We start from the raw sequence: 22029 nt of genomic DNA on the forward strand, positions 1-22029 counted from the left end.
AGGCATTGCCATGGTTGCGTCATTGCTGACTGAACTGGCCGGCAAGGGCATCAAGCTGAGGCTCGACGGCGACGATCGCCTGGAGGTGCAGGCGCCACGTGGCAGCCTGACGCCCGAACTGCGTGCGGAACTCGCCGCGCACAAGCAGGAGATCGTCTCCTGGCTCGCCCGGTCGCGGAGCGGCTCCGGTGCGCCGGGCGGCGACCTGCCGACGGTGCGGCACGATGCGGAACGGCTCCACGAGCCCTTCGCCCCGTCGGATCTTCAGCAGTCCTTCCTCATGGGCAGTCGTGAGGGGTTCGAGTTCCATGTGCGTCCGCATCAGTACGGCGAGTTCGAGTTCGACGAGCTGGACGCGGCCCGCTTCGAGGAGGCGTTCAACAGGGCGTTGCGCCGACAGCGCAAGAACATCGTGGTGGCGGGGGACGACATGCTGCTGCGCACGGTGCGCGATCCGGCTCCCGTCGAGTTCACGGTGTCCGATCTGCGGGGCATGCCCGTCGAGGCCGCCGAGCGACGGATGGAACGGACCCGCGAGACGATGCGCAGGCAGGAGCCTCCGCACGACCGGTGGCCGTGGCTGGCGCCTCACTTGAGCCTCTACGGCGACGGCCGGGCCCGGTTCCACTACAACAACAACAACCTGTTCGCCGACGCCCCGAGCGCGTTCCGGCTGCTCAGTGACGCGCTGCACTACTACCATCACCCCGACCAGGAGCTGCCGGAGCTGGAGGTGGCCTTCCGGGACTGCGTGCTGACGCTCGCCGAGATGGAGGACTCGCCGCTCGGGCAGGCGTCGAAGAAGTACTGGTGCGACCGGATGGCGCAGTGGCCGGATGCTCCGGAACTTCCCTTGGTCAGCGGCGCGGAGCGCCAAGGGCGTTCGATGCTGTCGAGGCGCGAGCTGCTGCTCGCGCCCTGGATCCTGGAGTCCTTGCGTGCGCAGGCGGAGGCGCGGGGGCTGACGCTGACGAACGTGATGCTCGGCGCGCACGCGGAGGTCATCGCGCTGTGGAGCGGTTCGCGTCACTTCCTGCTCAACAACATGATCACGCACCGTCTTCCGATCCATCCCCAGATGCCGGACATCCTCGGCAACTTCGCTTCGCTGTATCCCCTGGAGGTCGACTGGCGGCACCCGGAGGGTTTCGGGGAGCGGGTGCGGCGGCTGCAGGCGCAGGTGATGGCCGACACGGAGCACACGCACTGGAGCGGCAACAAGGTGCTGCAGACGCTCAATCAGGTGCGTCGTACGCCGGGCAGCGCGGTGTGTCCCTTCGCGGTGGGCAGTGCCCTGTTCGTGGGCCCGGCGGATCCCCCACGGTACAGCCTTCTGGAAACTCCGCAGACCCTTCTGGACACCGAGTTCTGGGAGTTGCGCGACGGGCGCCTGTGGGTGATCTGGGACGTCATCGAGTCAATGTTCCCCGACGGCCTGATCGACGCGATGCTGGCGGCGTACGAGTCCTTGGTCACGCGCCTGGCGGAGGACGAGTCGGCCTGGGCCGTGCGCGACTTCGATCTGTTGCCCCCAGGTCAGCGGGCGCAGCGCGCGCGGGTCAACGAGGAGGCGCTGGCGGCCGAGCAGGCGCCGCCCGTCCGTCTCCTGAGTGACCTGCTGCCCCGGCAGGCGGTCTCGCGCGCGCAGGCTCCGGCGGTGGTGAGCGATGGGAGGTCGCTCAGTTACGGCGAGTTGGATGGTCTGTGCCGAAGCGTCGCGGCGCGGCTGGCCGAGTGCGGCACGGGCCGGGGAGACTTGGTGGCGGTCGCGCTGCCGAAGTGTCCCGAGCAGATCGCCGCGGTCCACGGGGTACTCCGGGTGGGGGCCGCCTATGTGCCGGTCGACCCCGACTGGCCCGAGGACCGCGTGCGCTACATCCTGGCGGACACCGCGGCGGCGGCCGTGGTGACGGGTGACGCTCTGCGGGCGCGGTTCACGGGTGCGACCGACGCGCCGGTGGTGACGGTCGAGGAGTGCGGACCGGTCGGGGAGGGGACGGAGTACACGGTGCCGGAGGGCGCCGTGAGCGGCGGGGATCTGGCGTATCTCATCTACACGTCGGGGTCGACGGGCCGTCCCAAGGGCGCCATGCTCGATCACCGCGGCCCGCTGAACACGGTCACGGACGTCAACCGCCGGTTCGGGGTCTCCTCGTCGGACGTGGTGTTCGGGGTCTCGTCGCTGTGCTTCGACCTGTCGGTGTACGACGTCTTCGGAGTGGCCGCAGCCGGCGCGACGCTCGTGCTGCCCGCCGCCGCGCGGAGCGATCCCGCCTCGTGGATCGAGACGGTGCGCTCGCGCGGGGTGACGGTGTGGAACTCGGTGCCCGCCGTCATGCAACTGCTCGTGGAGGAGGCCGCCGCGGCCGGCGTCGGGTTGCCGTCGCTGCGGACGGTGCTCCTGAGCGGTGACTGGATTCCGGTGGGTCTGCCGGACCGCGTCCGTGAGGTGGCCCCGAACGCGCGGGTCATCAGCCTGGGCGGCGCCACCGAGGCGTCGATCTGGTCGATCTGCTTCCCCGTCGGGGAGCGGGACACGTCGTGGGCGAGCATTCCGTACGGGCGACCGCTCGCGGGACAGAGCTGGCACGTCCTTGACGCGTCGGGGCGGGACGCGCCCGTGTGGGTGCCGGGTGACCTGTACATCGGCGGGCGTGGGCTCGCCCTCGGATACTGGCAGGACGAGGAGAAGACGGCCTCGGCGTTCGTCAGCCATCCGCGGACCGGGGAGCGGCTGTACCGCACCGGTGACCAGGGCCGGTATCTGCCGGGCGGCGACATCGAGTTCCTGGGTCGTACCGACTTCCAGGTCAAGATCCAGGGGTTCCGGGTGGAACTCGGTGAGATCGAGCATGCGCTGCTCGACTGCCCCGGCGTGCGGAAGGCGGTGGTGGTCGCCCCCGACACGGGTACCGGTCGGCAGTTGGTGGCCTTCGTGGTGCGCGAGGCGGACGCCGGGGGCGGCGACGGGGAGGCGTTCGTCGGGGCGTTGCTCGCCGAGACGGCACGGCGGGTGCCGCGCTACATGGTGCCGGACCGCGCCACCGTACTGGAGGCGCTGCCGCTGACGGGCAACGGCAAGGTGGACCGGCGCGCACTGGAGGCGTCGGCGCTGCCCCGGGGCGGGCGGGAGCGGGAGCCCGCCCCGGCTCGGACCCCGCTGGAGTCGCTGCTCTGCGAGGTCTGGGAGGCGGTGCTCGGGGTCGGTCCGATCGGAGTGCACGACGACTTCTTCGATCTGGGCGGGCAGTCCTTCGCGGCGCTTCGGGTGCTGCGGCAGGTCGCGGAGCGGACGGGGCGCCGGGTGCCGCTCGGTCTGCTGCTCGAACGGCGTACGATCGCCGGCCTCGCGGACGGCTTGCGGGCGCCCAGTACTTGGTCGCCGCTGGTGACCCTGCGCGCGGCCGGACCCGGCGAGGACCGGACACCGTACTTCCTGGTGCATCCCGCGGGCGGGAACGTCGTCTGCTACCGGGAGCTGGCCGGGTTGCTGGACCGCCCCGTGCACGCGTTCCAGGCTCCGGGGCCCGCCACCGGGCAGGAGCCGTTGGAGTCGGTGGAGGAGCTGGCGCGACTGTACGTCGACGCCCTGCGTGACGTGCGGCCGGCGGGCCCCTACGTGCTGGGCGGCTGGTCTTCGGGCGGAGTGATCGCCTTCGAGGCGGCGCGGCGCCTGGAGGAGAGCGGCGAGGTCGTCGAGCGGGTCGTGGTACTCGACTCACCCGCCCCTTCGCTGACCCGCGAGGTCGACGAGGCCCGGCTCCTGGTGTGGTTCCTGGAGGACCTGGGCATCGGACTGCTGCCCGGGCACGCGCCGGTCGAGGAGGTGCGGCGCCTCGACGGGATGCGGGACGGCGACCGGATCGCGCGCACGCTGACGCTCGCGTACGGCAACGGTCTGCCCGACACGGGACTCGACACGGCCGACCTGGTGTCCGCGCTCGCCGTGTTCCGCGGTGTGGTGCGGGCCTGCAACAGCTACCAGGCCAAGTGCGTGGACGCCCCGGTGACGGTGGTGCGCGCGGAACTGGGCCGGGTCAGCGAGTTCGACGGGCATCCCGACGCGGCGGCGCCGGAATGGGGCTGGTCCCGCTGCACGCGCGGGGGCGCCACCGCGGTGCGCGTGGCGGCCTCGCACCACACGCTGCTCACCGACCCGGCGGCGCTCGCCACCGTCGCGGACACGATGCTGCGGTCCTCACCCGCCCCGAGACACACACCGCACGGACACGACCACTTGACGGCACGGGACTACTGAGGAGACGTGAGATGGCACAGGAACTACTGTCCGAGCTGCGCCGCAGGGGCATCAAACTACGACTCGCGGACGGCCGCCTGGACATCGTGGCGCCCGCCGGCTCGCTCACCGAGGAGTTGCGGGACCGGCTGAAGGGAAGCAGGGACGAGCTGATCGCGCTGCTGCGGCGCAGTCACACGGCCGAGGCGGGCACGGGCGTCGTACCACGCCCGGACGAACGGTACGAGCCGTTCCCGCTCACCGACATCCAGCACGCGTACTGGGTGGGGCGCGGCTCGGCTCTCGACCTGGGCGGTGTCTCCACACACCTGTACTTCGAGCTGGAGCGCACGGGGCTCGAGATGGAACGCCTCACCACGAGTCTGCGCAAGGTCATCGCGCGGCACGACATGCTGCGCGCCGTCATCCAGCCGGACGGCCGGCAGCGGATCCTGCCGGAGGTGCCCGCGTACGAGATCGCGGTGCGTGATCTGCGGGGGCTCGACGAGGCGGGACAGCAGGCGGGTGTCGAGGAGATCCGCGCGACGATGGATCACCAGGTGCTGCCCACCGACCGGGCCCCGCTGTTCGACATCCGTGCCTGTCTCCTGGACGGCGACCGCACGCGCCTGCACATCAGCATCGACGTGCTCATCCTGGACGGGCTGAGCCTGTTCGTGCTCTTCGGCGAGTGGCGGCGGTTCTACGAGGACCCGCGGTGGGACCCGGAGCCGCTGTCGTTGTCGTACCGCGACTACGTACTGCACGAGGAGGCCGCGCGCGGCGGCACCCGCTACAAGAAGGACGAGGAGTACTGGCTGCGGCGCCTCGACACGCTGCCCGCCGCCCCGGAGCTGCCGCTGGCGGTGCAGCCGGGGCAGGTGGCCCGCACCGAGTTCACGCGGCGCGGGGGCAAGCTGACCCGGGAGCGGTGGGGCGCTCTCAAGGAGGCGGCCAGGCGGCGCGGGGTCACACCGTCGGCCGTGCTGATGACCGTGTTCGGCGACGCGCTGCGGCTGTGGTCGGCGCGGCCCGACTTCACCCTGAACCTGACGCTGTTCAACCGGCCCTCGGTACACCCGCAGATCGACGACGTCATCGGTGACTTCACGACGCTGACCATGCTGGAGAACCGGGCACAGTCCGGTTCCGCGTTCGCCGACCGGGTCGAGTCGTTGCAGGCGCAGTTGATGCGCGACCTGGAGCACATGTCGTACAACGGCGTACGGGTGCTGCGGGAGCGGACCAAGCGGCTCGGCGGCGGACCGTCGGCCGCGGCGATGCCGGTGGTGTTCACGAGTGCGCTCGTGCTCGGCTCGGCGGACGGGGACCCGGCGGACGGCATCCGCTTCTTCGGTGAACGGGTGCACGGTCTGACGCAGACTCCTCAGGTGTGGCTCGACCACCAGACGTCGGAGGAACAGGGCGAGCTGCTGTTCAACTGGGACACCGTGGAAGCGCTGTTCCCCGACGGCATGCTGGACGACATGTTCGCCGTGTACTGCGAGGCTCTCGGACGACTCGTCGACGAACCGGAGCTGTGGGAGACGGCGGGTTCACCCGCCCGGCTGCCCGAGTGGCAGGCGCGCGAGCGCGCCGCGGCCAACGACACGGCAGCCGAACTGCCCGGTGCGGCCAGCCTGTGCGCGCTCGTCGAGGAGCAGGCGCGCAAGTCCCCCGACGCGGTCGCGGTGATCAGTGAGACGGGAGAGCTGACGTACCGCGAGACGGTGTGGCACGCGCGCCGCCTGGCCCGCCGCCTGGGGGAACTCGGCGCCGCTCCCGACACCCTCGTCGGTGTCGTCCTCGACAAGGGCTGGGAGCAGGTGGCGACGGTGCTCGGCGTGCAACTGTCGGGGGCGGGCTATCTGCCGATCGAGCCGGGCTGGCCCCGGGCCCGGCGCGACCGGCTGCTCGACGAGGCGGGGGCGCGGATCGTGGTGACCTCGCCGGCGTTGCGGGACGAGGCGGGGTGGCCCGACGGCGTGCGGGTGGTCACGCTCGACGACCCGGAGGTGGCGGCGGCGAGCACGGACCCCCTGGAGGTGATGCCGGCCGGGGACCACCTGGCGTACGTCATCTACACCTCGGGGTCCACCGGCCGCCCCAAGGGGGTGGCGATCGACCACCGGTCGGCCGTGAACACGATTCTGGACATGAACGCCCGTTTCCGGGTCGGCCCCGGCGACGCCGTACTCGCCCTGTCGTCGCTGAGCTTCGACCTGTCCGTGTACGACGTGTTCGGGCTGCTCGCGGCCGGTGGCAGCGTCGTCCTGCCGGCTCCCGGGCGCACGCAGGATCCCGCGCACTGGACGGACCTCGCCGAGCGGCACGGCGTCACCCTCTGGAACTCGGTGCCGGCACTGATGCAGGCCTGGGTGGATTCCGGCAGCGGCGGGGCGGAACCGCCCGACTCGAAACTGCGCCTGGTCCTGCTCAGCGGCGACTGGATACCGGTGGCGCTGCCCGACGCGGTCCGCCGTCGGCATGGGAAGGCGGAGGTCGTCAGTCTGGGCGGCGCCACCGAGGCCGCCATCTGGTCGGTGTGCTACCCGATCGGCGAGGTCCCCGCGAACTGGTCGCGCATTCCGTACGGCAAGCCGCTCGCCAACCAGACGCTGCACGTGTACGACGCGTCGTTCGAGCCCTGCCCGGTCTGGTCGACGGGTGAGATCTGCATCGGCGGCGCGGGGGTGGCCCGCGGCTACTGGGGCGACCCGGAGCGGACCGCGGAGCGCTTCGTGGTCCATCCGCGTACCGGGGAGCGGCTTTACCGCACCGGTGACCTGGGCCGCTATCTGCCGGGCGGCGACATCGAGTTCCTGGGACGCGAGGACCTCCAAGTCAAGGTGAACGGCTACCGCATCGAGCTGGGCGAGATCACCTCGGCGCTGCTGCGGCAGCCGGGAGTGGCCGACGCGGTCACCGGAGTGGACACCAACCCGCAGACGGGGCACCGGCAGCTCGTCGCCCATGTGGTGCCGGCCGTCGCGGCGGCAGCCGCCGCGACGCCGCGGACGCAGGACGGCGCCTCCGCCTGGCAGAAGGCGATCGAAGCCTGCGAGGCGGGGATGCGGCAAGGCACGGTGGAGCTGGCCGCGCAGCTCGCCGAGTACCGGCACATGCTGGAGACGCTGGAGGACATCGCGCCGACCGTGATGGCGCGCACCTTCGCCCGCCTCGGCGTGTTCACCTCGACGGCGGACACGGCGTCCGCGGCGGACGTCGTCGCCCGGTGCGGCATCAAACCCGGCTACCGCCAACTCGTCGAGCGCTGGCTGTCCGTCCTGGCCGCTGAGGGCGTGCTGCGCGCCGGCGCCGCCCCGGCGACGTACGCGTGTACCCGGCCCCTGGACGCCGAAGGGTTGACGGACCGCCTGCGCGACGCCCTGGCCGCCGCCGAGTTCGGCGGCAGCGAGGCGGTGCTGCGCGACTACTTCGCCGCCTGCGTCGAGCAGCAGGTCGACATGTTGCGCGGGCGGACCAGCCCGCTCAAGCTGCTGCTCGCGGGCGACAAGGACAAGGACCGGAATCTGACGGACGCGCTGTACGCGGACAACGCGGTGTCCGTCCTGCAGAACAGCGTCCTGGCCCAGGGAGTACGCGCCTTCGTGGAGAGCCGCGGCGGCACCGGACGCCCGGTACGCGTCCTCGAGGTCGGGGCGGGCACGGGTGCCACCACGGCCCAGGTGCTCAAGGAGCTTCCCGAGGACGTCGTCCGGTACTCCTTCACGGATGTGTCGGCCTACTTCACCTCCCACGCCAAGGAACGTTTCCGGCACGACGCGCGCGTCGAGTACGCCGTCTTCGACATCGACCGCGAGCCCGCCCCGCAGGGCGTGGAGCCCGGATCGGTCGATGTCGTCATCGCCGCCAACGTGCTGCACGACGCCAAGGACGTCCAGTGGAGCCTGACCCGGCTCCGCTCCGCCCTGGCGCCCGGCGGGCTGCTGGTGCTCCTGGAGGGAACCGTCAACTCGCGGCAGCAGATGGTCACGGTCGGCCTCATCGAGGCACTCGCCCAGGACCACGGCGGACAGCGCCTGCCGCTGCTCACCGTCCCGCAATGGCAGCGGCACCTGGAAGCCGCCGGGTTCACCCGCCTGGCCGCGGTGCCGGGTCCCGACGCCTCCGTCGACTTCCACGGCCAGCAGGTGCTGATCGGCCAGGCACCGGACGACGCGGCCGGGGCGAGGCCCGGGCCGGACCGATTGCGCCGCGGGCTGGAGGATCTGCTGCCCGGCTACATGGTGCCGCGCCACGTCATCGTCCTCGACCGCCTCCCGCTCACGCCCAACGGCAAGGTGGACCGCTCGGCCCTGCCCTCGCCGTGGGAAGAGGCGCCCGAGGACGAGCGCGTCACCCCGCGCAACGCGGTGGAGCAAACGGTCTTCGCCATCTGGTGCGAAGCACTGGGTCATGACGGGTTCGGGGTCACCGAGGACTTCTTCGACCTGGGCGGCGACTCGCTGCACGCGGTGACCATCCTGGGCCGGCTGCAGGAAGAGTTCGGCCTCGACGACGCGGAGGAGAACGGTCTGGACCTCCTCTTCGACAACCCGACGATCGCGGAGCTGTCCGAGGAACTCGCCGCACGCCGGACGGCCTGACCCCGGCCTGGCCGGACAGGCGGGCGCCCCTCCCGGACGATCCGGGAGGGGCGCTTCGCCGTGCCGGGGCGGTCGGGCGGTCCCGAGGTCAGGTGATGCCCAGCTCGTTGTTGATGAAGTCCAGCACCTCGCTGTCGCTGGCGGATTCCAACTGTTCCGGACCGCCGCGCGACGGGGCTCGGTCCTCCGGCTCTCCCTCGCACAGCCCCAGCAGGTCGCGCAGCCGGGCGGCGACCACGCCCCGCGCCGCCTCGTCGAGGCCGTCGCCGCCGTCCAGCACCTCACGTACGCCGTCGAGCCGGGACAGGAGGGGCGAGAGCGCCGCCGTACCACCGCCCGGGGACGACAACAGGGAACGCACGTGAGCGACGACGGCGTCCGGAGTCGGGTGATCGAACGTCAACGACGCGGCGAGCGCGAGCCGCGACGTCGCGCACATCCGCCGATGGAACTCGACCGCCCCCAACGAGTCGAAGCCGAGATCCTTGAACGTCCGCGCCCCGTCCACGGCCTGCGGACCGTCGGCGCCGACGATCGCGGCCACATGCGTACGCACCAGCAGCGGAACGGACTCGTGGGTCAGGGCACCGTCGGTGGGCTCGGGCGCCTCTTCCGGGGCGACGGAGGTGAGCCAGTGGGTGTGGTGTTGGAAGGGGTAGGTGGGCAGTTTCGCCGTGCTGCTGCTGCTGGTGGTGGTGGTGTGGGTGTGGGTGGTGGTGGGCCAGGTGGTGGTGTGGCCGGTGGTGTGGAGGTGGGCGAGGGTGGTGTGGAGGTGGTGTTGGTCGTTGTGGTTGCGGTGGAGGGTGGTGTGGGTGGGGGTGTGGGGTGGTGTGTGGGGGGTGAGGGTGGGGTGGGGGGTGATTTCGAGGTAGGTGGTGTGGGGTGGGGTGTGGGTGAGGGCTTGGTGGAGTTGGACGGGTTGGCGGATGTGTTGGGTCCAGTGGGTGGGGTGGGTGAGTTCGGTGGTGGTGGGTTGTCCGGTGAGGGTGGAGATGATGGGGATGGTGGGTGGGTGGTAGGTGAGTTGTTGTGCGGTGTGGTGGAAGGTTTCGAGGGTGGGGTTCATGTGGGGGGAGTGGAAGGCGTGGGTGGTGTGGAGGGGGGTGGTTTTGATGCCGTGGGTGGTGAGGTCGTGTTGGAGGGTGGTGAGGTTGGTGTGGGTGTCGGCGAGGATGTGGTTGGTGGGGCTGTTGTAGGCGGCGATGGTGGTGGTGGGGTGGTTGGTGAGGTGGGGGGTGAGGTTGGTGAGTGTGGTGTGGGCGGCGAGCATGCCGGTGGTGTGGTTGGGGAGTTGGTGCATGAGGCGGGCGCGGGTGGTGATGAGGGTGGCGGCGTCGGTGAGGGTGAGGATGCCGGCGGCGTGGGCGGCGGTGATTTCGCCGATGGAGTGTCCGATGAGGTAGTCGGGGGTGAGTCCGAGGTCGCGGAGTTGGTGGTAGAGGGCGGTGGTGAGGGCGAAGAGGGCGGGTTGGGTGTAGTCGGTGCGGGTGAGGAGTTGGGCTTGGGGGGTGTCGGGTTGGGCGAGGATGATGTCGCGTAGGGGGTGTTCGAGGTGTTCGTCGAGGGCGCGGCAGGTGTCGTCGAGGGCGTCGGTGAAGACGGGGAGCCGGTTGTAGAGGCCGCGTCCCATGCCGGGGTACTGGCAGCCCTGTCCGGGGAAGAGGAAGGCGAGTTTCCTGGCTGGTGTGGGGGCCTGGCCGGTGGTGAGGGCGACGTGGGGGGCCGAGTCGGCCAGTGCGTGCAGGGCGTCGAGGGCCTGAGCCCGGTCGTCGGCCGACACGACCGCCCAGTGCTCGAACGTGGTCCGCCGCGTCACCAGCGTCCGTGCCACCTCTCCCGGGCCGGCGTCCGGCCACCGCTCCAGATACTCCCGCAGCCGGCCCGCCTGCGCCCGCAAGGCCGTGGGCGACTTCGCCGAGAACGGCAACACCACGGACCCGTCGTCCGGTTGAACACCGACGGGCCGCGGAGCCGCCGGGACGGGCGGCGCCTGCGCGACCACGACGTGACAGTTGGTGCCCCCCATACCGAAGGAGCTGACGCCCGCCACGCGCCGGCCCTGACCGGGCCACGCCTCCGCCTCGCGCTGTACGCGAAGGCCCCACGCGTCGAACGCGATGGCCGGATTCGGGTGCTCGAAGTGGAGACTGGGCGGCAGTTCCCCCCGGCTGACGCAGAGCGCCGCCTTGATGAACCCCACGATGCCCGCGGCGCCCTCCAGGTGCCCCACGTTCGTCTTTGCGGAACCGACCCTCAGCGGCTGCCCCGGCTTGCGGGTGGCGGCGAAGACGGCACCGAGCGCCTCCGCCTCGACGGGGTCGCCCACCCGCGTTCCCGTCCCGTGCAGCTCGACGTATCCGACGTCGGCCGGGAGCACACCGCTCGACCGCTGGGCCGCGCGCACGACCTGTGCCTGCAGGGCGGCACTCGGCCGTGTCAGGGCGTCCGTCGCGCCGTCGTTGTTCACGTCGCCGCCCAGGACGACGCAGTACACGACATCACCGTCGGCGACGGCCCGGTCGAGAGGCTTCAGGAGAACGACTCCGGCTCCTTCACCACGGACGTAGCCGTTGGCCCGCGCGTCGAAGGTGAAGCACCGGCCGTCGGGAGAGAGAGCGCCGAACCTGGAGGTGGCCACGGCGCTCTCCGCAGCGAGGTTCAGGTTCACTCCACCCGCGAGCGCCAGTGTGGAGGAACCGGCGCGCAGCGACTCGCAGGCCGTGTGGACGGCGACGAGCGACGAGGACTGGCCGGTGTCGACCGCCATGCTGGGCCCGTTCAGGCCGAGTACGAAGGAGACCCGGTTCGCTATCACGCCGCGGTGCAGACCGGTCACGGAGTGCCGGGTCAGCGCCTCGGGACCGAGTCGGCGCGCGAGCGTCGCGTAGTCGTCGGCCATCACTCCGGCGAAGACGCCCGTCCTGCTGCCGCGCAGCTCACCGGGCACGATGCCGGCGTCCTCCAGCGCCTCCCAGCTCAGCTCCAGCATGAGCCGCTGCTGCGGGTCCATCGCGGCGGCCTCCCGCGGCGAGATGCCGAAGAAGTCGGCGTCGAACCCGTCGACGTGATCGAGAAAGCCGCCGCGTCCGGTGCCCGGGGCCGCCACGGGCGCGTCCTCGCCTCCTACCGCGCGCGGCAGGGTCCACCGCCCTTCCGGCACGTCCGTGACGGCGTCGCGTCCTTCCCTCAGGAGTTCCCAGAAGCTCTCGGGGTCGGGCGCCCCGGGCAACCGGCATGCCATCCCGACGACCGCGACGGCCGTGCCCCCGGACCGCTCTCGGCCGGGAGCGTCCCCGTATCCACCCATCGCACCCACATCCCCTCGGCGGCCCATGCCCAACGCGTGTGATCCGTGCGGCCGTTCGGCGCCCGGGGTGGCATCGGCCCCGCCGTGCCCCCGGGAGCCGGACGGCACCAGCAAGGCATCCTCGTCGTCCGGTGCGCCTCGCGGCATCTCCCACGTTGCCGGAGGCCCGGCCGCCTGCAACCGCTTCGCCGCCTGGCACGCGGCGAAGCGGTTGCAGGGATTCCGCGTCCCTGATTTACTGACCGTGCCCGCATATACCCCCGGGGAGTACCTGGGAAAGTTCGAGGAGCATCATGAAAAGCACCGCCATGGACGACCCCCGGAGCTTTCTCGAAAAGCTCTACAATAATTTCCAGAACGAGATTTTCAACGAAGAGGACTCGGGGGAGGTCATCGACCGGTACTATGCCCCGGGCTTCACTCTGGTGAGTGACGGGATCTCGATCGACCGGGAACGCCTGATCAAACACATTCGCCCCGTGAAGAAGAGCGTCCTGAGTGGCACCTACGAGGTACTCGAGGCCGTCGCCCAGGGCAATCGCCTCGCAGCCCGTTTCGTGATTCGCGCCGTCACCAAGCAGGGCGGCGAGACCGAGAACGAGGTCCACATGTTCTGCGAGATGACCGACGACGGCCGATTCACGCACATCGACCAGATCACACGCAGCATCAAGGGTTGAGCCCGGCGCCGCGGTGGCGCGCACCACCGCGGCCGCCACGCGCCCTCGGCGCGCTCTCCATCTGCCGTTTCACCACGGCAACTTGGGAGATGCCGCTACGTGCGGCCTCGGCGGAGAATGCCTGTGCCCGGGCAAGTGGGCCCGGCTGGATTCCCGTGAGAGGCAAACATGTTCCGCACTCCGACCAGAATCGCGGCCGCTTCGGTGGGCGCCCTTGCAGTTGTTCTCGCCGCGGCGCTCCCCGCGTCGGCCCATGTCACCATCAAGGACCCGGTCCAGGCCACCGTCGGTTCCTATCCCACCCTCACATTCCTCGTCCCGAACGAGCGCGAGAGGGCGAATACCGAGAAGCTGCAGATCATTCTTCCCACGGAAGCGGCCGCCAAGCTGCCGAACGCGCTGGTAAAGCGGGTTCCCGGCTGGAAGCACGTGATTGAGAAGCGGGGTGGTGACGGCATAGGCGAGGGAGTCGTCTCCGTCACCTGGATCGCGCAGTCCTCCAGGGCGTCCATCGACGCCGGCGAGTTCGAGGAATTCAAACTGTCGGTGGGCCGGATTCCGGACACCGAGAAGATCTACTTCGAGGCCGTGCAGACGTACAACAACGGTGAGGTCGTCCGCTGGGACCAGCGTCCGACTGCCGAGACCCCCCACCCGGAGCACCCCGCCCCCTCGCTCAAGGTCGTGCCGGCCGCCGCCGCGTCCACGTCGGCGACGCAGACCATGGCCCTCGCGGGCTCCACCACCTCGGGCGACGACTCCGGCAGCTCCCTCGCCGGATCGCCCGCTCTGGCGTCCGCCTCGGCCGCGGCGCTCCTCGCCGGAGCCGGCGGACTGATGTGGAAGCGTCGGCGCTCGCAGCGCGACGACGTCGCCACGACTCTGAACGGCTGAGAGCCCGTCAGGCGCCCGCCCGCTCCAGCCACGCGCGAACCGCGCGTGGCTGGAGCGGGCGGGCCGCTCGACTGCCCCCGCGCGCAAAGTCCCTGACCCGAAGAGGCACGCATGCCTGAAGACGCATGGCTCCAGCATTGGGACGACGTGATCGTGGGCGGTGGCTCCGCCGGCGCCGCGCTGGCCGCCCGGCTCTCCCAGGACCCGCAGCGCTCGGTACTTCTCCTGGAGGCGGGCGTCGACCGCCTCGGCGAACCGCAGGACTCCTACCCGCTGGGCATGTCCGTGCTGTCGGGCTACAACTGGGACTACACCGCGTACATGGGCACCGAGCCCAAGGGCCGACGGGGCCCCTACGGTGTGGGGAAGCTGCTCGGCGGCTCGTCGGCGGTCAACGGCGCGATCGCCCTGCGCGGCCTGGCCGCCGACTTCGACTCGTGGGCCGCGGGAGGCAGCCCGGAGTGGGCCTGGGAGGCGGTGCTGCCGTTCTTCCGCGCCCTGGAGACGGATGCCGACTTCACGGACGCGACACACGGCTGCGCGGGACCGGTTCCCGTACGCCGGCCGGCGGTCGACGAGTTCGACCCGGTGGCCCTCGCCTTCCTGGAGGCCTGCGAGGAGCGGGGCATCCCGCACACCGCCGACATGAACACCGGCGCCGTCGGAGCGGGCCCCCTGCCCAGCAACGCCCGGGACGGCCGCCGGATCTCCACGGCCGAGGCCTACCTGGAACCCGCGCGCCACCGGCCCAACCTCAGCGTGTGGACGCGGACGGAAGTGTCCCGGGTGCTGTTCGCGGGCAACCGGGCCGTCGGCGTGGACGCGCTGCGCGAGGGGCATCCCGTACAGGTTCCGGCCGACCGGGTGACGCTGTGTGCCGGAGGCATCAACACCCCGCTGGTGCTGGAGCGTTCGGGCATCGGAGGGAGCCGCCGCCTGGCCTCGCTCGGCGTGCCGGTCGTCGCCGACCTGCCCGGCGTGGGCGAGGACCTGGCCGACCATGTGGCGACCGTGGTCTGGGCGGTGCCCCGACCGGGTGTGTGCCGCAAGGGCGTTCCCTGGCACCAGGTGATGGCGCGCGTCGCGCATGCGGGGGGCGTACCGGGGCTGGGTGTCTTCCTGGCGAGCAACGTCACGGAGGAGACCATCCCGGAGGTCGGCAAGGTCGCCGAGGACCGTATCGCCGTCGTCCTGTCCGCCATGCTGCTCGATCCGGTCTCCCGCGGCGCCGTGCACGCCTCCGGCGCCGGTCCCGACGACGCGCCCGTGATCACTCTGGGGCTGTTGTCGGAGCGGTCCGACGCGGAGCGTCTGATGGAAGGCACCCGGCTGCTCTGGTCGCTGCTGAACGCCTCCGCCATGACGCGGACCCTGCGGCACGTCCTGCTGTGGACCGAGCGGATGATCCAGGACGAGGACCGGCTGCGGAAGGCCGTCAGGCGCTTCGCCACTCCCATGTGGCATCCCTCGGGCACGGCCCGGATGGGGCCGGCCGGCGACGCCTCGTCCGTGGTCGACCAGTACTTCAGGGTGCACCAGGTCGACCGGCTACGGGTGGTCGACTCCTCGGTGATCCCGTCACCCCTCCTGTCCCCCATGAACCTCAGTTGCATCATGCTCGCCGAACGCGCCGCCGCGTGGATGGCATGACCTCCACCGCACCGAAGACCCCGGGCCGGGCCGGTACCCGTGCCGAGGAAGCCACAGGACACTCACAGAACGGGGAGCGCACCGTGAGTACGACCGACGAAGGACCCTCGGCCGCCGTCACGCCGTCCGAGGCCTCCCACGAGTTCCCGCTGACGGACATCCAGGCCGCGTACATCGTGGGCAGGAGCCGTCTCGTGGAACTCGGCGGCCGGCAGCAGTACTACATCGAACTCGACGCGGTGGGCCTCGACCCGGCCAGGGCGGAGACCGCCCTGAACGCGCTGGTGGACCGGCACGAGACACTGCGCACCGTGTTCGGCGACGACGGCTACGGACGTGTCATGGGGCCGGGCCGGCAACCGCGGACATCGCTGACAGTCGTGGACCTGACACGTCTGGGCGCGGATGAACAGGAGGCCGGCCTCGCACGGACCCGCGAGCGCATGTGCACCCAGGGCCTCGACCCCACCGGCTGGCCGCTGTTCGAGGTCGTCGTGAGCCGGCTCCGGGAGCACCGCTGCCGCGTCCACTTCAGGTACAGCCTGATCCTCATCGACGCGCCGAGTTTGAACACGGCGGTCGACGAGTGGCTGGAGCTCTACCACGACCCGGACGGACAACTGCCCCCCGTGGAGAAGACGTTCCGCGAGTGGCGCGGGGAACTGCTCGCCCACGAGCGGAGCGACGACTTCCAGAAGCAGTGGGCGTACTGGGAGAACCGGCTCGACACGCTGCCCGAGGCCCCCAGGCTGCCGCTGGTCCGGGAACCCGACAGCATCGAGTCCGTGCAGTTCACCGCCCGCACGGCCTATCTGACCCAGGAGCAGTGGGACACCTTCTGCGTCAACTTCCGCAAACACAGGGTGCTGCCCGCCACCGCCCTGATGCACGTCCTCGCCGAGGCGCTCGGCTCCTGGGCCGAGACACCGCACTTCTGTCTGAACGTCGTCCACCTCAACCTGGTGGCCCGGCACCCGGGCCCGCCGGTGGTCGGTCAGCGCACCGCGACCCTCCCGCTGGAGGTGGACCAGCGCGGTGGCACGGGGTTCTGGCAACGCGCCAAGCTGCTGCAGCGCCGGCTGTGGAAGGACATGTCCCACAGCGACGTCACGGGCGTGCGGATCAGCCGCGAGCTGGCCGCCCGCAGTGGCTGGACCCGGCGTGCCGCCTTCCCCTACGTCTTCACCAGCAACCAGGGCCCCGGCTGGGACACCCCGCCGCCGCAGCCCAGGCCCGCCTTCCGGGCGGTGGAGCGCGTCCAGCACACCCCGCAGGTCCTGGTCGACAACCAGATCCGCGACCTGCCGGACGGCGGTGTGGCCTCCAACATCGACTTCGTCGACGAGGCCTTCCCGCCCGGCCTGCCCGAACGGGTCGTCGCCGCCTACCGGCACCTGCTGGACGTACTGTCCCGTCCCGACGGAGCCGAGACCGAACCCGACCCGGTCCCCGGCGCACACCGCGCGCTCGTCGCGACGGTCAACGACACCGCGAAGCCGCTGCCCGAAGGGCGCCTCGAGGACCGCTTCCTGCGGCGGGCGGACACCCACCCCGACGCCCCCGCCCTGCTCACCGACGCCCGCACCGTCACCTACGGGGAGCTGGAGGCCCGTTCCCGCGCGGTGGCGCACTGGCTGCTTCAGCGGGGCGTGCGGCGCGGTGACATCGTCCCCGTCGTCATGGTGAAGGGGTGGGAGCAGGTGGTCGCGGCGCTCGGCGCGCTGCGGGCCGGCGCCGCCTACGTACCGATCGACGCGCGCATGCCGACGGGTCCGCTGCGCGACCTGCTCGTCGAGTGCTCGGCGCCAGTGGTCCTCGCGCAGTCCCACGCCCTGCCGGAACTCGGCGCGTCGTCGACGCTGCCCGTCCTGGCCGTGGACGCGACGGACCCGGCCGAGCGCCCCCTGCCCCGTGTGCAGGCGGACCCCGGCGACTTGGCGTACATCATCTACACCTCGGGCTCCACCGGCCGGCCCAAGGGGGTGATGATCGAGCACCGCGCCGCCCTGAACACCGTCCTGGACATCAACGAGCGCATCCGGCTCAACCCCGACGACCGGGTGTTCGGGATCTCCTCGCTGGCGTTCGACCTGTCCGTGTGGGACGTGTTCGGGACGCTGGCCGCCGGTGGCGCCCTGGTGATCCCGGACCCCACGGAGCTGCCCGATCCCATCGCGTGGTCGGGGACCGCGCACCGGCACGGCGTGACCGTGTGGAACTCGGTGCCCGCGCTCGCCGAGATGATCGTGGAAGTGGCGGAGGAGCGCCCGGAGCTGGGACACGCACCGATACGCGCCTTCCTGCTCAGCGGTGACTGGGTGCCGACCACGCTGCCGGACCGGACACGGCGGCTGTGGAGCGACGTGCGTGTCATCGCGATGGGCGGTGCGACCGAGGCGTCGATCTGGTCGAACATCCACGAGGTCGGCGAGGTCGACCCCGCCTGGCGCTCCGTACCGTACGGCCGGCCGCTGACCAACCAGACGATGAGAGTGCTCGACCACCGCCTCGACATCCGGCAACCCTGGGCGGTCGGTCACATCCACATCGGCGGTGCCGGGCTCGCCCGCGGCTACTGGCGGGACGAGGAGCGCACGGCGGAGCGGTTCATCACCCATCCGCGTACCGGTGAACGCCTCTACCGCACCGGTGACCTGGGACGCTACTGGCCGGACGGGACCATCGAGTTCATGGGCCGCGAGGACCGCCAGGTCAAGATACTCGGCTATCGCGTGGAGCCCGGATCGGTGGAGGCCGCGCTGCGCTCCCACCCCGGGGTACGCGAGTGCGTGGTGTGCGTGGACGACGCGCCCGGCGGACAGCGCCGCCTGGTCGCCCTGGCCGTCCCGGAACCGGAGGTGGCGCTGGACGGCGCGGCCGTCTCCGCCCACCTTCGTGAGCACCTGCCGCACTACATGATCCCCGGTCACACCGTGATCGTGGACCGGCTGCCGCTGACGGCGAACGGCAAGGTGGACGCGGCCCGCGCCCTGGAACTGGTCTCCGCCCCGGGCGCGGCCCTGGACCGGCAGGGCGGCGCCGGCGCCGTGCCGGACGACGACCCGTTGCTCAAACAGCTCACCGAACTGTGGGGCGAGCTGCTGGAGGCACCGTCCGTCGGGCCGGACAGCGACTTCTTCGCACTGGGCGGCAACTCGCTGCTCGCCCTGCGCATGGTCAACCGCGTGCACGCGGAGTTCGGGGTGGACCTGCCGCTGGGGCGGGTCTTCGAGGCACCCACCGTGCGGGAGTTCGCCGCCTCCCTCTCGGACAGCGGACAGGACGCGCAGCGGCCGACGTGCTTGGTGCGGCTCTCGGACGGCGAGGGGCCCGGGCTGGTCCTGTTCCACGTGATGGGCGGTTCGGTGGCACCGTACGTGCCGCTGGCGCAGAGCTGGCCGGGACCGGTGCACGCCTTCCAGAGCCGGCCCCACGTCGACACCTCGGAGGAGGCCTTCGCCCCGGACCTGCGGTCCATGGCGGCCGGCTACCTCCAGGAGTTGCTGCGAGTCCGGCCCGAAGGGCCCTACATCCTGGGCGGCTGGTCCATGGGCGGCTTCCTCGCCTACGAACTGGCCTGCCAGTTGCGGGAGTCGGGCCGGACCAGTCAGGTCTTCATGCTCGACAGCCGCATCACCGACCTGCGGGTGGCCGACACGGAGCCGGAACGGCACCTGGCGTTCATCGTCACGCTCAATCTGGGCCCCGCGCCCGAGGCCGTGGCGGCCGCCGTCCGCTCGGCGCGTCCCGAGGACCTCTCCCAGGTCGCCAGGGACACCTGCGTCGCCCACGGTCTGCTGCCGGCCGAGGTCGACGTGGCGGGATACGAGCGGCTGATGCGCGTCCAGCAGCACGAGACCCGGCTGACCGCCGCCTGGCGTCCGGGGCCGCACGACCAGCCGACGCTGCTGTACATCGCCGACCAGGAGCCGCTCGCCGACCCGGCGCCCGTGTGGCGCGAGGTGTGCCCGGGCATCGACATCGAGCGCATGGCCACCGACCACGCGGGCATCGGACGCCCCGAACGGCAGCGGGCCATCGCCACCCACCTCGCCGCCTGGGTGTCGCGCACGGGGTGAGCGGTCCGGGCGCGGGCCGGTGTCCCGATCGCGCGAGCCAGGAACGGAGCGCGGCCCCGGGCCGCCGAGCCCGGGCGTCCGCCCCGGAGAAGGACGATCATGACCTCTCTGTCCACCATGAAGGCCGTCCAACTGCGCACCGCCCGGCGCGCGCCCGAACTGGTCGAACTGCCGGTGCCGCGGCCCGGTCCCGGACAGGTGCTGCTGTCCGTCACCGGCGTGGGCCTGTGCCATTCGGACTTCCTGCTCCTCGACACCCCCGCCGGCATGCTGCGCCGGATGGGCATTCCGTTGCCGCTGACGCTGGGGCACGAGGTGGTGGGTACGGTCGCCGCGCTCGGGGCCGGCGCGAGCGGCGTGAGCGAGGGTGAGGCCGTCGCCCTGTACGGACCGTGGGGCTGCGGGCGGTGCAGGCGATGCGCCGACGGCGCGGAGAACCTCTGCGTGCGGCGCGAGGCGCTCGGCATCGCCCCGCCCGGGCTCGGCTCCCCCGGCGGCCTCGGGGAGTACATGCTGGTGGAGTCGCCGCGCCACCTGGTCCCGATCGACGGCCTGGACCCGCTGCAGGCCGTCCCGATGACCGACGCCGGACTGAGCGCCTACCACTGCGTCAAACGGTCTCTGCCCAAGCTCGGGCCGGGCGGCACGGCCGTCGTCATCGGCGTCGGCGGCCTCGGGCATCTGGCGGTGCAACTACTGCGGGCACTGACACCGGTGCAAGTGATCGCGGTCGACGTGTCCGAGGCGAAACTGACGTTGGCCTCCGACCTCGGCGCCCACGCCACGCTCGTGCCGGACGAGACCGCCGTCGGACGGGTGCGCGAGCTGACCGACGACGCGGGCGCCGACGTGATCCTCGACTTCGTCGGTACGCAGGCCACGGTGGAGATGGCGGGCGCCTGCGTGGCCACGGGCGGCGACGTGACAGTAGCCGGAGTCGGCCGGGGCGCCCTGCCGGTCGGCTTCGACACCCCCGCGTACGGGGTCTCGGTCGCCGGCACCTACTGGGGCACCCGCACTGATTTCACCGAGGTCATCGAGTTGGCCCGGGACGGCGTGCTCACGGCCCGCCTGGAGACGTATCCGCTCCGGGAGGTCCCCAGGGCGTACGACCGACTGCGGCAGGGCCTGATCACCGGCCGCGCCGTGGTGCTGCCCGGCGGGTGAGCCGGACGGCCCCCGGTCCGCACCCCGGCCGGGCACCGGGCCCCCGCCGACCGCGGGGGCCCGGCGCCCGCTGCCGGTTCCGGGTACGCGCGGGCTCAGGCCGTGCGGGCCGCCGCCCTGGCCCCGGCGCGCGCTTCCCGCGCGGTGGCGAAGTCGGCGACGCCGTCCTCCAAGGCCCGTAGCAGCGTGGCCACTTCCTCCTCCGACCAGGTCAGCGCGGGAAAGACCTGAAGCGAGCTGGGCCCGGGGTAGACCAGGACACCGCGGGCGCGGACCGCGTCGATCATCTGCATGACGTGCGGCTGCCAGAACGGGGCCCCGGTCCGCGTACGCAGGTGCAGTGCCTGGAAGCAGCCGGTGCCCGTCGCCTCCGCGGCCAGGTCGGAGCGCGCCACGATGCCCGCGAGGCCCTCCGCGATCAGCCGGCCGTTGCGCCGGGCCGTGTTCAGCGCGTCCAGTTCCTCGATCTGCCGGAGCGTGGCGAGGATCGCCGCACAGCTCGCCGGCGTACCCGCCTGGGTCTCGCCGTGGATGAGGGTCGCGTCGTGCCGGGCGAACTCCTCCCAGACGCGGTGGGCGACCAGGACGGCGGAGGCGGCACAGGTGCCGTTCGTCAGCCCCTTGGAGCTGAGCAGGAGGTCGGGCGACTCGGGCCACAGCTCGCTGGCGAACAGGGTTCCGGTACGGCCGAATCCGGCGGCGACCTCGTCGCAGACCACCAGGAACCCGTATTCGTGGCGCAGGGTCACCAGGGCCTTGACCATGTCGGCGCCGAGTGCGAGCGAACCGCTGCCGAGGACCGGTTCGACGACGACGGCCGCGACCCGGGAGCCGCACTCGCGCATCAGCGCCGCCAGCTCCTGCGGGTCGCTGTGGCCTACGTGCCGGATCAGGCTGGTGTCCGCGCCGTACATCGGCTTCTGGAAGTCCTCGCCGGACAGGGCGAAGCCGCCGTAGGTCTGGCCGTGGTAGCTGCCGTGCAGGCCGACGACCAGCTTGCGGTCCTCCTCGCCCCGCAGACTGGCGTACTGGCGGGAGATCTTCATGGCGACGTCGTTGGCGGAGCTGCCCGACGTGGAGAAGAGCACCCGGGCGTAGCGGTCGGGGCCCGCCGCCTCGATGAGCGCGCGTGCGGCGTCCCGCGCGTAGTCGTGACTGCGGCGGAAGGTGGCCATGTAGGACGCCTGGGCCGTGGCCTCGGCGACCGCTCGGGCGATGGCCTCGTTGCCGTAGCCGAGGCTCGCGTTCCACAGACCGCAGGTCGCGTCGAGGACGTCGGCGCCGTCGGCGAAGGTGAGGCGGTGTCCGTGGGCGCGGACCACGTGCCGCTCGGGGGTGCCGTGCTCGCTCGGGGGCAGGAGCAGGTCCCACACGGGGTGATCTGCGACGGGCTGTTCGGTCATGG

At 71.7% G+C, this 22029-nt stretch carries 9 protein-coding genes; 7 read left to right on the top strand and 2 right to left on the bottom strand.

From position 1 onward, the window contains the following. Positions 1-10 precede the first annotated feature (10 nt). Together B1H29_RS04845 and B1H29_RS04850 are read left to right on the top strand one after the other, a co-directional pair. Complete coding sequence (locus B1H29_RS04845) at positions 11-4258, top strand: non-ribosomal peptide synthetase (protein WP_079160027.1); 4248 nt, start codon at positions 11-13, stop codon at positions 4256-4258. An 11-nt stretch (positions 4259-4269) separates the two neighbouring features. Continuing rightward, positions 4270-8847, top strand: coding sequence for a non-ribosomal peptide synthetase (locus tag B1H29_RS04850; RefSeq protein WP_055422401.1), 4578 nt, complete (start codon positions 4270-4272; stop codon positions 8845-8847). An 88-nt stretch (positions 8848-8935) separates the two neighbouring features. Here B1H29_RS04850 and B1H29_RS04855 read toward each other — a convergent pair whose 3' ends face one another. Next, positions 8936-12154, bottom strand: a complete 3219-nt coding sequence (locus tag B1H29_RS04855; protein ID WP_159027777.1) for a type I polyketide synthase — start codon at positions 12152-12154, stop codon at positions 8936-8938. A gap of 293 nt (positions 12155-12447) precedes the next feature. On the opposite strand from B1H29_RS04855, the gene B1H29_RS04860 reads away from it, so the two are divergent. The 5 genes from B1H29_RS04860 to B1H29_RS04880 all read left to right on the top strand — a co-directional run bounded on the left by B1H29_RS04860 (position 12448) and on the right by B1H29_RS04880 (position 20624). Continuing rightward, positions 12448-12834 carry a nuclear transport factor 2 family protein gene (locus tag B1H29_RS04860; RefSeq protein WP_055419028.1) on the top strand — a complete coding sequence of 129 codons (387 nt, stop codon included), beginning with the start codon at positions 12448-12450 and terminating at the stop codon, positions 12832-12834. Between the two features lie 204 nt (positions 12835-13038). Next, the gene (locus B1H29_RS04865) at positions 13039-13728 is read left to right on the top strand and encodes a YcnI family copper-binding membrane protein (protein WP_159027778.1); all 690 of its coding nucleotides are present in this window, start codon (positions 13039-13041) and stop codon (positions 13726-13728) included. A gap of 111 nt (positions 13729-13839) precedes the next feature. After that, positions 13840-15378, top strand: a complete 1539-nt coding sequence (locus tag B1H29_RS04870) for a GMC family oxidoreductase (RefSeq protein ID WP_063787505.1) — start codon at positions 13840-13842, stop codon at positions 15376-15378. 83 nt (positions 15379-15461) lie between these two features. Next, a complete protein-coding gene (locus tag B1H29_RS04875; protein WP_159027779.1) occupies positions 15462-19457 on the top strand; it encodes a non-ribosomal peptide synthetase in 3996 nt (1331 codons plus the stop codon). Between the two features lie 117 nt (positions 19458-19574). Then, positions 19575-20624: an NAD(P)-dependent alcohol dehydrogenase gene (locus tag B1H29_RS04880; RefSeq protein WP_055419915.1), complete on the top strand. Its 1050-nt coding sequence runs from the start codon at positions 19575-19577 to the stop codon at positions 20622-20624. Positions 20625-20719: 95 nt separating this feature from the next. Here the strand turns inward: B1H29_RS04880 and mpaD are convergent, their stop codons facing one another. Continuing rightward, complete coding sequence (gene mpaD / locus B1H29_RS04885; RefSeq protein WP_055419032.1) at positions 20720-22027, bottom strand: daptide-type RiPP biosynthesis aminotransferase; 1308 nt, start codon at positions 22025-22027, stop codon at positions 20720-20722. Between the last annotated feature and the right edge of the window lie 2 nt (positions 22028-22029).

It is taken from the genome of Streptomyces pactum (genome assembly GCF_002005225.1).
Taxonomy (GTDB): domain Bacteria; phylum Actinomycetota; class Actinomycetes; order Streptomycetales; family Streptomycetaceae; genus Streptomyces; species Streptomyces pactum_A.